The organism is Cupriavidus sp. PET2-C1 (assembly GCF_054515855.1).
The window spans coordinates 523,282-536,546 of record NZ_JBTNRJ010000003.1 but is presented as its reverse complement, the minus strand read 5'-3'; the positions used below and the strand labels follow the sequence as shown (position 1 = coordinate 536,546).

General features: G+C 67.0%; 13 protein-coding genes. 5 read left to right on the top strand and 8 right to left on the bottom strand.

Annotated features, from left to right (window positions below):
- Window positions 1–18: 18 nt before the first annotated feature.
- Window positions 19–309: a co-chaperone GroES gene (groES, locus tag ACX12D_RS36185; RefSeq protein ID WP_459376650.1), complete on the bottom strand. Its 291-nt coding sequence runs from the start codon at window positions 307–309 to the stop codon at window positions 19–21.
- Between the two features lie 446 nt (window positions 310–755).
- On the opposite strand from groES, the gene ACX12D_RS36180 reads away from it, so the two are divergent.
- The 4 genes from ACX12D_RS36180 (at window position 756) to ACX12D_RS36165 (ending at window position 4,533) form a co-directional block, all read left to right on the top strand.
- Window positions 756–1,727 (top strand): TauD/TfdA dioxygenase family protein, encoded by a 972-nt coding sequence (locus ACX12D_RS36180; RefSeq protein ID WP_459376649.1) that lies wholly within the window; start codon window positions 756–758, stop codon window positions 1,725–1,727.
- A gap of 72 nt (window positions 1,728–1,799) precedes the next feature.
- Window positions 1,800–2,645, top strand: coding sequence for a class I SAM-dependent methyltransferase (locus ACX12D_RS36175; protein WP_459376648.1), 846 nt, complete (start codon window positions 1,800–1,802; stop codon window positions 2,643–2,645).
- Window positions 2,646–2,665: 20 nt separating this feature from the next.
- Window positions 2,666–3,883, top strand: a complete 1,218-nt coding sequence (locus ACX12D_RS36170) for an MFS transporter (RefSeq protein ID WP_459376647.1) — start codon at window positions 2,666–2,668, stop codon at window positions 3,881–3,883.
- Between the two features lie 50 nt (window positions 3,884–3,933).
- The gene (locus ACX12D_RS36165; RefSeq protein ID WP_459376646.1) at window positions 3,934–4,533 is read left to right on the top strand and encodes a nitroreductase family protein; all 600 of its coding nucleotides are present in this window, start codon (window positions 3,934–3,936) and stop codon (window positions 4,531–4,533) included.
- A 54-nt stretch (window positions 4,534–4,587) separates the two neighbouring features.
- Here the strand turns inward: ACX12D_RS36165 and ACX12D_RS36160 are convergent, their stop codons facing one another.
- The 4 genes from ACX12D_RS36160 to ACX12D_RS36145 all read right to left on the bottom strand — a co-directional run bounded on the left by ACX12D_RS36160 (window position 4,588) and on the right by ACX12D_RS36145 (window position 8,686).
- Window positions 4,588–5,952 (bottom strand): LLM class flavin-dependent oxidoreductase, encoded by a 1,365-nt coding sequence (locus tag ACX12D_RS36160; RefSeq protein ID WP_459376645.1) that lies wholly within the window; start codon window positions 5,950–5,952, stop codon window positions 4,588–4,590.
- 148 nt (window positions 5,953–6,100) lie between these two features.
- Window positions 6,101–6,631: a hypothetical protein gene (locus tag ACX12D_RS36155; RefSeq protein ID WP_459376644.1), complete on the bottom strand. Its 531-nt coding sequence runs from the start codon at window positions 6,629–6,631 to the stop codon at window positions 6,101–6,103.
- Window positions 6,632–6,740: 109 nt separating this feature from the next.
- A complete protein-coding gene (locus ACX12D_RS36150; protein ID WP_459376643.1) occupies window positions 6,741–7,058 on the bottom strand; it encodes a 4Fe-4S binding protein in 318 nt (105 codons plus the stop codon).
- Window positions 7,055–8,686, bottom strand: a complete 1,632-nt coding sequence (locus ACX12D_RS36145; protein ID WP_459376642.1) for an FAD-dependent oxidoreductase — start codon at window positions 8,684–8,686, stop codon at window positions 7,055–7,057. Before ACX12D_RS36145 ends, ACX12D_RS36150 begins: the two co-directional genes overlap by 4 nt.
- A gap of 240 nt (window positions 8,687–8,926) precedes the next feature.
- Here ACX12D_RS36145 and ACX12D_RS36140 point away from each other — a divergent pair, with 240 nt between their 5' ends.
- The gene (locus tag ACX12D_RS36140) at window positions 8,927–10,003 is read left to right on the top strand and encodes an ABC transporter substrate-binding protein (protein ID WP_459376641.1); all 1,077 of its coding nucleotides are present in this window, start codon (window positions 8,927–8,929) and stop codon (window positions 10,001–10,003) included.
- Window positions 10,004–10,035: 32 nt separating this feature from the next.
- Here ACX12D_RS36140 and ACX12D_RS36135 read toward each other — a convergent pair whose 3' ends face one another.
- The 3 genes from ACX12D_RS36135 to ACX12D_RS36125 form a co-directional block, all read right to left on the bottom strand.
- Entirely contained in the window at window positions 10,036–10,782 is a 747-nt protein-coding gene (locus tag ACX12D_RS36135; protein ID WP_459376640.1) for a dienelactone hydrolase family protein, read from the bottom strand.
- A 56-nt stretch (window positions 10,783–10,838) separates the two neighbouring features.
- Entirely contained in the window at window positions 10,839–11,054 is a 216-nt protein-coding gene (locus ACX12D_RS36130; RefSeq protein WP_459376639.1) for a TOBE domain-containing protein, read from the bottom strand.
- Window positions 11,055–11,256: 202 nt separating this feature from the next.
- Entirely contained in the window at window positions 11,257–13,203 is a 1,947-nt protein-coding gene (locus ACX12D_RS36125; protein WP_459376638.1) for an ABC transporter ATP-binding protein, read from the bottom strand.
- Window positions 13,204–13,265: the final 62 nt, after the last annotated feature.

The following is a 13,265-nucleotide window of genomic DNA, read 5'->3' as shown; positions in this document are numbered from 1 at the left end:
TGGCGGGTACGCAGAGATTCAGCGCTCTACCACGGCGAGGATGTCTTCCTCGCGCAGCACCAGCACTTCGTCTCCATCAACCTTCACCGCCTGCCCGGCGTACTTGCCGAACAGCACGCGGTCGCCTGCGCGCAGGTCCGGCGCGATGCGTTCGCCCGCTTCATTTCGCCGGCCCGGTCCGACGGCAATCACTTCGCCCTGGTCGGGCTTTTCGGCAGCGCTATCGGGAATCACGATGCCGGATTGCGTGCGGGTTTCGTTGTCTGACCGTTTGACGAGAACGCGGTCGTGCAGTGGGCGAAGGCTCATACTGGCTCCAGGAAGTAAGGACAAAAGAAGGCTGATGCCGGTGCTGGAGCTGGCGCTGGTGTTGTGTCCAGGCAATCAGCAATCGTTGCCGGTGAGTGCCAAGTATAGAAAGCAGCGGCATGCGCGGCCAACTGATCGTTTCGCATTTGCTTAGAAGCAGGCATGAAGGCGCCGACCCGCCCCCGCTGCTAGAAACGCAGCAGCACTGCGCAGCAGGCTGTTGATTCCCAGGGGGTTGCAGCCCCCTTCTCTCGGCGGCTGCCCGGCAGGCAGCAACGCTGCTCCTGCCGTTGCTTCGCCAACAGCATATCGGCGAGGGAAAGCCCGGAATACAGCGGCTTTCAACGGGCCCGGCAGCTTGGTACAGCGCTTGCTATTCACTATCACCGCCAGCGCGCAGACGCCATCGGCGGCCTCCCTCCAAATCCGCTTCGCAAGGACACACCATGAGCTACCAGCACATCACCGTCAGCCAGGTTGCCGGCCACATCGGCGCCGAGATCGGGGGCATCGACCTGTCGGGGCCGTTGCATGAAGACGCCGTTGCCGAGATCCGCCGCGCCTTACTGAAATGGAAAGTTGTCTTCTTCCGCGGCCAACATATTGACCACGCCGCCCAAGTCGCCTTTACCTCGCGCTTCGGCGAAGTCACCTACGCGCATCCGCACGAAGACGAGCCGATCGAGGACTTCCCGCAGTTGCTGCCGATCGACCGCAGCCGCTATGAGCGCCGCAATGGCATCCGCCGCAGCAGCTACGAAAGCCGCTGGCACACCGACGTCACCGCCGTGGTCAATCCGCCGCCGGCCTCCATCCTGCGCGCGGTCAATGTGCCGGCGTTCGGCGGCGATACCACCTGGACCAATCTGGTGGCGGCCTATGAGGGCTTGTCCTCGCCGCTGCGCGCGCTGGCCGACGGGCTGCGCGCCGAGCATCGCTTCAACGCACGTGCCACGCTGCCATCGGAGAGCCGCATCGCCAAACGGATCGCTGCCCAGCCACTGGTTTCGATCCATCCGGTGGTACGCGTCCACCCCGAGACTGGAGAGCGCGCACTGTTCGTCAACCCGGGCTTCACCTCGCATATCGTCGGCGTCTCGCCGCATGAAAGTGAGCTTTTGCTCGAGTTGTTCTTCGACCAGATCGCCAAGCCGGCCTACACCACGCGCTTTCGCTGGAACAACGGCGATATCGCCTTCTGGGACAATCGTGCCACCGCGCATCTGGCGCCCCAGGATCTCGACCATATCGAGGTCGAGCGCGTGCTCTACCGCACCACGCTGACCGGCGACGTACCGGTGGGACCGGACGGCTTCCGTTCGCAGAGCGTGGAGGGCGAAGCCTTCGGCACTCGCGCGCCGGGCGCGCTGGCGCAGCCGGTCAATACGCCCGCTCAGCCGGAACCGGCCCTGGCCTGAGTACCCGAGCCGGCAGGCCGCGGCCAACGGCACCGGCCTGCCACCACAGACGCTCCTTTTCACAGAGAACCCATGAGCCAGACTACTTTGCTCGAATCCGTTCCGCGCCGGCAGGTCAGCTTCGCGCTCGACTCGCCGGAGCTCGCCGCCACCTATGAGCGGGTGGGCGTGCGCCAGTTCAACCACGGCAAGCTGCTGATCGAGGCGCTCGCCCTCCGTCCCGGCGAACGCGTGCTCGACATTGGCAGCGGCACCGGCCGGCTTGGTGTCTACGTGGCGCAAAAAGTGGCGCCCGGCGGCCACGTAACCGGCATTGATCCGCTGCCGCTGCGGGTGGACATCGCCGCCGCCAAGGGGCAAGCCAACTTCGCGGTGCGCGTCGGACGCGCCGAGGACCTGTCCGCCTTTGCCGACAGTAGCTTCGATGTGGTGTACCTGAACAGCGTGTTCCACTGGGTGGACGACAAGCCCCGCGCGCTTGCGGAGATCTTCCGGGTGCTCAGGCCGGGCGGCCGGCTTGGCCTAAACAGCGGCGACGCCGACAACCCGCATCAGTCAGGCGCCCTGCTGCGTGCAGCCACGGAGGCTGCCGGCATCGATCCGGCGCGCCGCCCGCACGGCCGCAACCTCGGCGCGGTCAGCAACACACAGCTCCGCGCGCTGGTGGAAGCGGCCGGCTTTGCCGGCTACGATGGCGCGACCCGGACCATCATTGACTTGGTGCCGGACGCGGCCAACCTGGTCGAATGGAGCCGCAGCAGCTCCTTCGGCAACACACTGGCCGCCTTCGACGACGTGGAGCTTGCGCACGTGCTGGCGGCCCTGGGCGAACAGCTGGAACGCTACCGCACCGCCGAAGGCATCCGCCTGGAACGTTACCTGATATTCGCCACGGCACACAAGCCGCTGGCGTCCTGAGCCAGGCGCGGGCCCCAAAGATGCGCGCTTGGCTCCGGCACAATCGCTTCCTCGTCGTCTTCGCACTGCTGGCCTCGCTGATGGGCACCAGCGTGGGAGTCGCCAAGATCGTCACCTCGCTCTATGCGCTGGAACTGGGCGCCAGCCACGCGCAGCTTGGCGTGATTGCCAGCGGGCAGATGATCGGTACCCTCGTCATGAGCGTGCCGATCGGCTTCCTGGTGGACCGTTACGGCCCCGCCCGGCTGTTCCTCACCGGCAGCGCGCTTGCGGGGCTTGGCTATGCCATCGTGCCGTGGGCGGCCACGCCCTGGTTCCTGCTCGGCTGCAGCACGGCGATCAGCTTCTTCATGCCGCTGCGCTTTGTCTCGCTCAACAGCGTGTTCTTCGAGCAGATCCGCACGCTGGGTGAAAACAAGGCGGGCTGGTACCGCGGCACTCATATGAGCGGCATGTTTCTGGTCGGACCGGCGCTGGGCGTGAGCCTGGTCGCCTGGATTGGCTATCGCGGCACATGGTGGGCCATCGCAGCCAGCTTCGCGCTGACCATTGCGCTCTCGCCCATCGTGTTCGCGCGCTACGCCCGCCCTGCGCAGTCCGGCCCGCGCAGCGGCCCGGCCGCCGTACTCAGGGAGTTGGGCGCCCTGCTTCGTGACCGCGACCTGCGGATCACCAACCTCGTCGATTTTTGCGCTCAGTCCACCCACATGTATTTCAGCACTTTTATCCTGGTGATCGCGCTGGACAGCATGCGGCTGGACGCCGCCCACGCCTCGGCCTACCTCACGGGCTCCGGACTGGCGTATATCGCCACCTTGTTCCTGCTTGGCAACGCCACCGCGCGGCTGGGGCTGCGACGCAGCTACCTGGCCGGCTTCGGGCTGGTGGCGTTGGCACTCGTGCTGCTCGGTCGAGCGCCCGACGCGGCCTGGCTGTGGCCCGGCGTGTTGCTGCAGGGACTGGGGCTTGGCCTGCTGCAGATCGTCAGCCTGACCCGAATCGCGCGCATTGGCGCGCGCCTGGGGCGGGGCAAGGTGTCCGGCGCCAACCTGTTGGTGGGGCCACTCGGCTCGCTTTGCGGCAGTGTGGCCGGCGGGCTGCTTGGCGATGTGATCGGCCTGCAGAATGTGTTCTTCATTTTCCTCCCGCTCTATGGCCTGCTTGCGTTCAGGTTCCTGCGCATAGCGGATAGCACGCCCGCTGTCGCGCCTTCGTCAAGCAACATGCCGTCGGGCTGAACGCGCAGTTCTTATCCCTCCCCCGCACCTTTACCCAACCACGAGCTACCATGTCCCAGTCCCGCAGCACCGAACACGATATCCATCCCCTCTTCCTGCAGCGCTGGTCGCCGCGCGCCTTCACCGGCGAGGCCATCGACCAGGCGATCTTGCTGCGTTTCTTCGAGGCGGCGCGCTGGGCGCCGTCCGGGTACAACGCGCAGCCCTGGCGCTTTATCTATGGGCGCCGCGACACGCCGGCCTGGCAGCCGGTGTTCGCGGCGCTGTCCGAATACAACCAGCGCTGGGCGGCGAACGCCTCGGCCCTGGTGGCCATCCTGTCGCGCAAGGTCTGGACGCCGCCGGGCAGGACCGAGCCGCAGGCCATCGACACTCATTCCTTCGACGCCGGCGCGGCCTGGGCCAGCCTTGCCTTCCAGGTCACGCTGTCGGGCTGGCATGCGCATGGCATCGGCGGCTTCGACAAGGCCCGGCTGCGCGAATCGCTGGCTGTCCCGGACGACTACGCCATCGAGGCAGTGGTCGCCATCGGCAAGCAGGGCGACAAGTCGCAACTGCCGGAAGCCCTGCAGGCGCGCGAGCATCCCAACCAGCGCCATCCGTTGGAACAGCTGGTGGCCGAAGGCCGCTTCGCCTTCGCCGCGGATTGACGCATCGCGCGCCGGCCTGCCCGCCGCACTACCTGGACGGGCAGGCACGCTAGCTCAGGCGGCCGAGGCGGCCGCGGCCTCGCGCCGCAACGCGAAGATGTTGGCGGGCCGCGTCAGGCCAAGGTTCTCGCGCAGCGTGCGGCCCTCGTACTCGGTACGGAACAAGCCACGGCGCTGCAGCTCCGGCACCACCAGGTCGACGAAGTCGTTCAGCGATTCGGGCAGTACCGGCGGCATGACGTTGAATCCGTCCGCGCCCTCGTTGCGGAACCAGGATTCGATCTCGTCCGCGATCCGCTCGGGCGACCCCACCACCACGCGGTGGCCGCGCGCGCCAGCCAGGTGCTCGTACAACTGCCTGAGCGAGAGCTTTTCGCGCTGCGCCAGTTCCGTGACGAGGGCCAGGCGGCTGGTATTGCCATTGGTGCTTTGGGCGAACGGCGGCGGCGGGCCGTCCAGGTCGTACTGGCTCAGGTCCACGCCGGGGAAGTAGCGCGACAGGATACCGAAGCCGACCGACGGATGGATCAGCCCCTGCAAGGCGGCGTACTTCTCCTCCGCTTCCTCCTGCGTGCGGCCGATCACCGGCGAGATCCCCGGCATAATCTTCAGCTCGTCGGCATGGCGGCCGTACTTTGCCAGCCGCCCTTTGACGTCCCGGTAGAACTTCTGCGCTTCTTCCAGCGTCTGCCACGCGGTAAAGATCACCTCTGCGGTACGCGCGGCCAGCTCGCGGCCGGCGTCCGACGCGCCCGCCTGCACCACCACCGGATAGCCCTGCGGCGGACGCGAGATATTGAGCGGCCCCTTGACCGAGAAGTGCTTGCCCTTGTGGTTGAGCGTGTGCAGCTTGCCGTTGTCGAAATAGACACCACTCTGCTTGTCGCGCAGGAAGGCGTCGTCCTCGAAGCTGTCCCACAGGCCCTTGACCACGTCGAGGAATTCCTCGGCGCGCTCGTAGCGCAGCGGATGGGCCGGGTGCTCTTCCTTGCCGAAGTTGCCGGCGGCATTCTCGTTGCCGGTGGTCACCACGTTCCAGGCGGCGCGGCCCTTGGAGATGTGGTCCAGCGAAGCGAACTTGCGCGCCAGCAGGTAGGGCTCTTCGTAGGTGGTGGAGGCGGTAGCGACAAAACCGATATGCCGGGTCACTGCGGACAGCGAGGCGAACAGCGTGACCGGCTCGAAATGCGCGATGCGGCCATAGCGGCTGCTCGCCTCGTCGTCGCCGCGCTCCACCACGCCGACGCTGTCGGCCAGGAAGACCAGGTCGAACTTGCCGCGCTCGGCGGTCCGGGCTACCTCTTGGTAGTGGTCGATATTGGTCCCGGAATCCGCCTGTGAGCCGGGATGACGCCAGGCGGCGATATGGTGGCCGGTAGCCTGGATAAAGGCGCCGAGTTTGAGTTGACGTTCGCTCATGGGAATACTCGCTAGGGATGGTCTGGCGGGTTGATCGGCACCACGCGTGGGGCGCGGCGACCATCCCAAAGCGCAAACTCCATGCCATCCTCCGGGGCCGCGTGCTGCCGTGGCGACGGCGGATTTGCTGCTGCGCGGCGAGCAGCGCTCAACGCAGCAGCTGTCTCTCGTGTAGCAACGCGACCACCTCGAGCACGTTGTCCTGCAACGCATCGCGGCCGTCCAGCAGCAGGTCCGGCGATTGCCAGCGCAGCCGTGCGCAGCGGCAAGCGTCCAGCCAGGTTGCCTGCAGGTGTGGCCAGCGCCCCAGCATATTGGTACCCCACTGGCGGTCGCGCATGGCAATACGCTCGCGCCGAAGCGCGGCCGGGGCGTCGACGCGGATCAGCAGATCGGAGCGAGGATGCGGCCGCATGGCATCGAACAACATGGCCGGGCGGATAGCGAAGCGCAGGCCGCCGCTATCGCTGCGGCGAATAAAGCTGGTGAGGTCCACATCCGGCGTCGACGCCGGGCTGCCGGGCCGGTACGCCAGCAGCCGGTCGATCAGTCCCCAGTCGTAGTCCAGCGGCCTCGTCAGGAAGGTGCGCAGGGTCATGCCAGGCGGCCGGGGCAGGAAGAAGTAATCGGTCGGCACACGCCCCACGCGCCCTTCCCCGAGCGCCTGCGCGATCGCCATGCCAAGCGCGGACTTGCCGGCCCCCGCGGGGCCGACCACGGAAATGCGTAACGGAGGACAGGGAAGTTGCATAGGCTGACAGTGGAAGTCCAGGGACGCTGCGCCGGCCTCACCCGCGCAGCAGCTTATAGCTCTGGTCATGGTCGCGCCGCGTGCCCGGCGTCCAGCCGATGGACTGCCGGTAGCTGCCAAGCAGGGCGGCGCCGGCCAGTTCCCGTTCGTCCACCGCCTTGCGCTCGTCGGCGAACGGCGCCACATAGAGCGCATCCACCGGGCAATAGGCCTCGCACATAAAGCAGGTCTGGCAATCCTGCTGCCGGGCGATCACCGGGTTCTCGCCCGGCACCGCGTCGAACACATTGGTCGGGCAGATCTTGACGCAGAGATCGCAGCCGACACAGCGATCCTGGCTGACGAGCTCGATCATGCCGCCAGCTCCAGCAGCTGTGCCTGCGGCGCGGGTCGCGTGGCATGCCAGGCGGCCCGCTGTGGGCGCACCCATACCTCATCCAGGCCGCCGCTGAATACGAAGTGCTGCTGCGCCGCGTCCTGGCCGGCGAAATCCGTGCGCTTGTGCATGCCGCGCGTCTCGGTGCGGAACAATGCGCTGCGGTACATCCAGCGCGCGTTCGCCAGCATCGCCACGGCTTCGCGCGTGCGCGCCGTCGCGCTCGGCCCGGGCGCGGCGGCGCCGCGCAACGCATCCCAGCGGGCATCCAGCCGCGCCAGCGCGCCGCGCAGCCCGTCCTCGTCGCGGAAGTAGTTGCGCGCGTAGGGGAACACTTCGTCCTGCACCGCGCGGATCAGCGCCACCGCATCGACGGGTTCTCCACGCCCACGCAAGCGCTCCGCGGCCGCCCCGCGCACCGGCCGCCCCGCCGCGTTCGCGCCCAGGCCAAGCGCGAAGGCCGCGGCGGACTCGCCGGCCCAATACCCCGACGAAGTCGCCCACGCCGCATTGCGGCTGCCGCCCCCCGTAAAGCCGCCGCAGATCAGTTCCCGCGTGGCCGCGTCGCCGGCCGCAAACAGGCCTGGCACGGTCGTGCCGCAGCCGTGGTCGACGATGCGCAAGCCGCCGGTGCCGCGCACGGTGCCTTCCAGTCGCAGCGTCACCGGGAATAGCTGGGTGAATGGATCCAGCCCGATGCGATCGAACGAGAGGAAGAAGTTTGGCTGTGCGAAGCGTGCCAGCCGGCGGTCTTCATCGGTTGCCTTGTCGAGGATTGCGTAGACCGGCCGGCCCTGCTGCAGCAAGCGCGCGATGGGGCTGCGGCTGCGCCCGCCCGCGCCGGGTATCTCGGTGCCGTCCCGGTGCCGGAACGTGGCCCAGCGATAGAACGCAGACTTGGTCACCGACGAAAAGGCCGGCCCCAGTCCATAAGCATTCGAAAACTCCATGCCCGACAATTCCGCGCCCGCCTCGGCCGCCATCAGCTGGCCGTCGCCGGTCAGCACGTTGCAGCCGAGCGCCTTGCTCAGGAAGGCGCAACCACCGGTGGCGATAACCACGGCGCCGGCGCGTACCGTCCAGGCGCCTTCCGGCTGCCGCCGCGTGCCGCGCGCGCCCGCAACGCGGCCATCGTCATCGAGCAGCAGTTCGGTGGCGGGGCTCTGGTCGAAGATCTTCACGCCGGCCTCGCGCACGACCCGCCGCATCAAGCGCATATACTCCGGCCCCTGCAGCGAGCGCCGCTGCTGCTTGCCGTCTTCGTCGACCGGGAAGGGATAGCCCCATTCGGCCACCAGGTTCAGGTTTTGGTAGGTCTGGTCGAGTACCCGCGCGCTCCACCCATGATCGGCCAGGTGCCCGCCCAGCGCATCGCGCTCGCGGATGGCCGCCGCCCGCGCCTCGGGCTCCGGGGGGATGTACCAGACGCCGGTGCCGGAGGGTGCGGTGGCGCCGGATGTGCCCACATACCCCTTGTCCGCCAGCACCACGCGCGCGCCCTGCCTGGCCGCGCGCCATGCGGCCCAACATCCTGCCGGCCCGCCGCCGATCACCAGCACATCCGCCGGCTGCGCCGCCGCCGGTCCTTCCGATCCGTTCGTGCCCATGCCTTGCTCCCGTGGTTTAGCCTTGCTTGCCGGGGAAAATGCACGATGCGTGCCACGCGTCCGGCGCGACTTCCTCCGCGCTTGTGGCGTGATTGCATCACCAGTGTTGCTGCGCTCGCAGCAGTCAGGTGCCGCAACTGGTGCGCCAGCAACACGCCGGGTGCCGGATCTCGCGGTCTTGCACGCCATTGACGGTGGCATGCGACTTGCGCCTCAGGCCCGATTTAACGAGACCTTCCCATGCGCCTCCTGCCCACCCCTCGCCGTTTGTCCGCCTCGGTTGCGTTCGCCCTGTTTGTATTCGCCATCGCCGCGCTGGCGCAGTCGCCCCAAGTCATACGCATCGGCATTGCCAATGCCCCGTCCGGCAACCCGCCACGGCTGTCCTCGGGCAGCGCCATGGCCATCGCCAACGTGCGCGGCCTGATCGAGGAGGAGTTCCTCGCCGACGGCATCAAGATCGACTGGTACTTCTTCAAGGGCACCGGCTCAGCTGTCAACGAGGCGCTTACCAATCACCAGCTCGACTTCGCCCTGCAGGGCGACCTGCCTTCCATCATCGGCCGCGCCAATGGTCTCAAGACTCGCGTGCTGCTGATCCTGGGCAGCCGCACCAATGCCTACCTGCTGGTGCCGCCGCAATCCACGGTGCGCTCGGTGGCGGATATCCGCGGCAAGCGCATCGCCTTCGGCAAGGGCACCATGACGCAGCTACCGGTGAACCGCATCCTGGAAGCCAATGGCATGAACGAGCGTGACATCCGCGCCGTCAACCTGGATACCGGCTCGGCGCAGGCGGCCCTGGTCAACCAGGACATCGACGGCCTGTTCGGCGGGGCTGCGCTGCTCAAGCTGCGGGACCAGGGCGTGGCGCGCGTGGTGTACTCGACGAAGGTGGCACCGACCTTTACCGGCCAGTCGGTGATGCTGGTCACCGAGACGTTTGCCGACAAATACCCGAAGCTCACCCAGCGCACCGTCAAGGCGCTCGCCCGCGCGGCGCTGTGGGCCTCCGACGATGCGAACCGCGAGGAAGTGTTCAGGATCTGGTCACTGGGCGGCACGCCAGCGTCCGTCTGGCGCGAGGAGTTCGAAGGCACACCGCTCGCGGTAAGGCTGTCGCCGCGCTTCGATCCCTTCCTGGTGGCGCGGCTCAAGGACGCGGTGGCCGATGCTTACCGCTTCCGGCTGATCCGCAAGAATTTCGAGGTTGCGCAGTGGATTGCGTCAGCCTATCTGGATGCGGCGCTCAAGGAATTGAAGCTGGAAAAGGCCTGGCCGCAGTTCGACGCCAATGGCAAGCCGCTGGCGCCTTGATCGCACTAGCGGCAGCCCGGCTGCCGCCGACGTCAGGCGGCGACCTTCAGCGTCGCCTCGAACAGGCCGAGCAGTTCCTGCCAGTGCCGGGCTTCGGACTCGGCCTGGTGGGCCGGGTTGTCCGCCACGGCAAAGCCGTGTCTGGCCGGGTAGCGGGTGGCGCTGTGCTCCACGCTGGCCACGGCCAGCGCTGCCTCCAGGCGGACGATATCGGCCTCGGGCATGGAGGCGTCATCCTGCGCGTGGCCGAAATGAAGGCGCGCGCGGATGGCATCGGCCCGCAGATGCGGGCTGTCCGCTGCCGTGGTGGCGAGATTGCCGCCATGGAAGGACGCAACGGCGGCGATGCGCGCGGGATAGTCCGCCGCCGCATGCAGCGCGATGGCTCCGCTCAGGCAATAGCCGGCGATGCCCACCGCCTCGCCCGCCACGCGCGGGTGGGCGCCGAGCCAGGCCAGCAGCGCGGCGTGATCGCGCTGCAACCCCTGCGCGCTCAAGCTGGCGCGCAATGCCGCATAGCGCGCCTTGGCGGCATCTGTGCCAGGCGCCAGCGCGGCATCGACGACGGGCGCCCGCTCCGTGCGGTAGTAGAGATTCGGCAACACCACCACATAGCCTTGCGCGGCCAGTTTCCGGCCTTTTTCGATGAAGACCGGGCGCACGCCGCGTATGTCGGTATGGAGAATGACGGCCGGCCAGGTGCCCTCGCATTCAGGCTGGAATACCCAGGCGTCCAGTTCGCCGTCCTGGGTGGGGAGATTGATCTGCTTCTCGCTCATGTTCGTTTCTCGTCAATGCCTTCAATGAACTGGGTCATGTTGCATGCCGGATTGCCCTACAGGGTCGCGAGGGAAACTTCGGTCGCCTTCACCAAGGCGATGACTTCCGTCCCCACGGCCAAGCCCAGGTCGCGCACCGAGCTGGTGGTAATGACCGAGGTTACGATGCCGCCCGGCGTCTCGACGTCGACCGCCGAAACGACCGGTCCTTCGATGATGTGCGAGATGCGGCCTCGGAACTGATTGCGAACGTTGATGGCTGCGATGGTCATGCTTTGCGTTTTCCCTTGATCGATAACAGGCAGTTGGTGGCTGGCTTGGGCCAGTGCTTACGCTTCTCCGCCCCTGCCTTGACTGGCAAGCTCTATGCCAGCCGTCCTGACCCGCGCGGCGCCGGATGGTGCCCCTCGGGCTGCTGCTGGCGCAGCAGCGCCGGGACAAGGCTGCTCCAAAGCGAGCAGTTGCCGCCCCACCTCACGCCACACCAGGCAGCACATCCTCCCGACCAGCCCGCAACCCATCCCGCACATCCTCATCGACCGACCGCGGCTCCGGCAGCACCACCGGACCAGGCCGTGCCGCGGGCGGGTTGCGATCCTCTCGCACCCGTTCACCATCCACATCCTCCGGCAAGAACCCACCCGCCTGCTTGCTCCACAGTGCAAAGTACGCGCCGCGCCGCTGCAGCAACTCCGCATGGGCACCGTCCTCGATAATGCGCCCGGCATCAAACACCAGGATACGATCCAGGTGCGCGATGGTGGAAAGCCGGTGCGCCACCACGATCACGGTCTTTCCGACCATGACGTCGTCGAGCGTGTCCTGTATCGCCTTCTCGGTGATGGAGTCCAGACTGGAGGTGGCTTCATCCAGGATCAGCACCGGCGCGTTCTTGAGGATCACCCGGGCAATCGCAATACGCTGGCGCTGCCCGCCCGACAGCTTGACGCCGCGCTCGCCCACCATCGCGTCATAGCCCTCGCTCATCTGCATGATGAAGTCGTGCGCATGGGCCGCACGCGCCGCCGCCTCCACCTCGGCATCCGTCGCTTCAATGCGCCCGAAGCGGACGTTCTCGCGCAGCGAGCGGTGAAACAGGCTGGGATCCTGCGGGATCAGGCTGAGCTGCGCATGCAGGGAATCCTGCGTCAGATCACGGATATCGATGCCGTCGATCAGGATCTGGCCACGCTGCGGATCGAACAGCCGCAACACCAGGCTGGTGAAGGTCGACTTGCCCGAGCCGGAAAAACCGACCAGGCCCACCCGCTGCCCCGACGGAATCGACAGGTTCATTTGCCGGAACACCTGCTTGCCGTCGGCGTAGGCAAAGTCCACGTCGCGAAAGGCGATGCTGCCGCTTCGCAACGGCACGGCGCGCGCGCCTGGCGCATCGACCAGTTCGTGTGGCTGCACGACGGTGGCCACGCCGTTGGCCACGTTGCCGATGTACTCGAAGAACTCCAGAAAACGCCGGCTGAGGTTGCGTGCTTCATTGATGATCAGCAGGGACAGGCTCACCGCCATCACGAACTCGCCGACGCCGATCTCTCCCTGCCCCCACAGCCTCAGCGCGTAGTACAGCACGCCGATCTTGAGCGCAGCCGCGGCCGAGAACTGAAACCAGCGTACCCGCTCCGAGTAGCCGTTGGATTTACGAATCGCCGTCATCTCCCTGGTCAGGTATTGCTCCAGGTGGTCACGCTCGAAACCGAGGCGGGCAAACAGCTTGACGCTGGTCAGGTTGCTGACCGAGTCGACCACCTTGCCGGTGGTTTCGCTGCGCGCCGACGAGGCCTTGAAGGCATACGGTTGGCAGCGCGTGGCGAGCCAGTAGGAACAGCCGACGAACACCACCGCCCAGGCCGCCACAAACAACCCCAGTTGTGCATGGGCCCTGTACAGCAGCGCGATCGATACGGTGAAGACGATGGCGATGGGCCAGAAATCCGTGATGATGGCCCACAGGGTCTGCGTGACACCCTGCGAGGCTTCGCTGATGCGGTGCGCGAGCGAACCCGCGAAGTTGTTGCTGATGTAGCGGTGCGAGTGGTGCTGCAGGTAGTGATAGATCTCGCGCGTGACATTCTGGCGCTGGCGCGGGCCCAGCCGGATCTGGATGGCCCCAGCCAGGCGCCCGAACACCACCTCGCCCAGCGAGAACGCCACGAACAGCAGCAGCGGTTGCTGCAACGCCGCCACCAGGGCCATGGAGTGGCCCGACGCGGTGGTCACCTCCTTGATGATGCGCGCCAGCGCATAGGGAATCAGAATGCCGCTGCCGGCGGCGAGCCCCTCGAACAACAGCATCATCGCGTACCAATAGCGGTAGCGCGCCACAAAGTGACAGATAAAGCGAAAGGGCGTGGCCGGCAGGTCGGGGGTGCCCGGCGCACGCTGGAACGTCGGCGAGGAAGACATGGTCGTGGTGTGATGATATGGAGACTATGTAGGAAAGAGGGGCCGAGGTAGCTCGTGCCTCG

Bases quoted from the DNA above. Each gene is read 5' to 3' on its own strand.
- ACX12D_RS36180 (WP_459376649.1), top strand. From the start codon at position 756: ATGAGCTACCAGCACATCACCGTCAGCCAGGTTGCCGGCCACATCGGC.
- ACX12D_RS36155 (WP_459376644.1), bottom strand. From the start codon at position 6,631: ATGGCGATCGCGCAGGCGCTCGGGGAAGGGCGCGTGGGGCGTGTGCCG.
- ACX12D_RS36130 (WP_459376639.1), bottom strand. From the start codon at position 11,054: ATGACCATCGCAGCCATCAACGTTCGCAATCAGTTCCGAGGCCGCATC.
- groES (WP_459376650.1), bottom strand. From the start codon at position 309: ATGAGCCTTCGCCCACTGCACGACCGCGTTCTCGTCAAACGGTCAGAC.
- ACX12D_RS36125 (WP_459376638.1), bottom strand. From the start codon at position 13,203: ATGTCTTCCTCGCCGACGTTCCAGCGTGCGCCGGGCACCCCCGACCTG.
- ACX12D_RS36170 (WP_459376647.1), top strand. From the start codon at position 2,666: ATGCGCGCTTGGCTCCGGCACAATCGCTTCCTCGTCGTCTTCGCACTG.
- ACX12D_RS36175 (WP_459376648.1), top strand. From the start codon at position 1,800: ATGAGCCAGACTACTTTGCTCGAATCCGTTCCGCGCCGGCAGGTCAGC.
- ACX12D_RS36135 (WP_459376640.1), bottom strand. From the start codon at position 10,782: ATGAGCGAGAAGCAGATCAATCTCCCCACCCAGGACGGCGAACTGGAC.
- ACX12D_RS36150 (WP_459376643.1), bottom strand. From the start codon at position 7,058: ATGATCGAGCTCGTCAGCCAGGATCGCTGTGTCGGCTGCGATCTCTGC.
- ACX12D_RS36160 (WP_459376645.1), bottom strand. From the start codon at position 5,952: ATGAGCGAACGTCAACTCAAACTCGGCGCCTTTATCCAGGCTACCGGC.
- ACX12D_RS36165 (WP_459376646.1), top strand. From the start codon at position 3,934: ATGTCCCAGTCCCGCAGCACCGAACACGATATCCATCCCCTCTTCCTG.
- ACX12D_RS36145 (WP_459376642.1), bottom strand. From the start codon at position 8,686: ATGGGCACGAACGGATCGGAAGGACCGGCGGCGGCGCAGCCGGCGGAT.
- ACX12D_RS36140 (WP_459376641.1), top strand. From the start codon at position 8,927: ATGCGCCTCCTGCCCACCCCTCGCCGTTTGTCCGCCTCGGTTGCGTTC.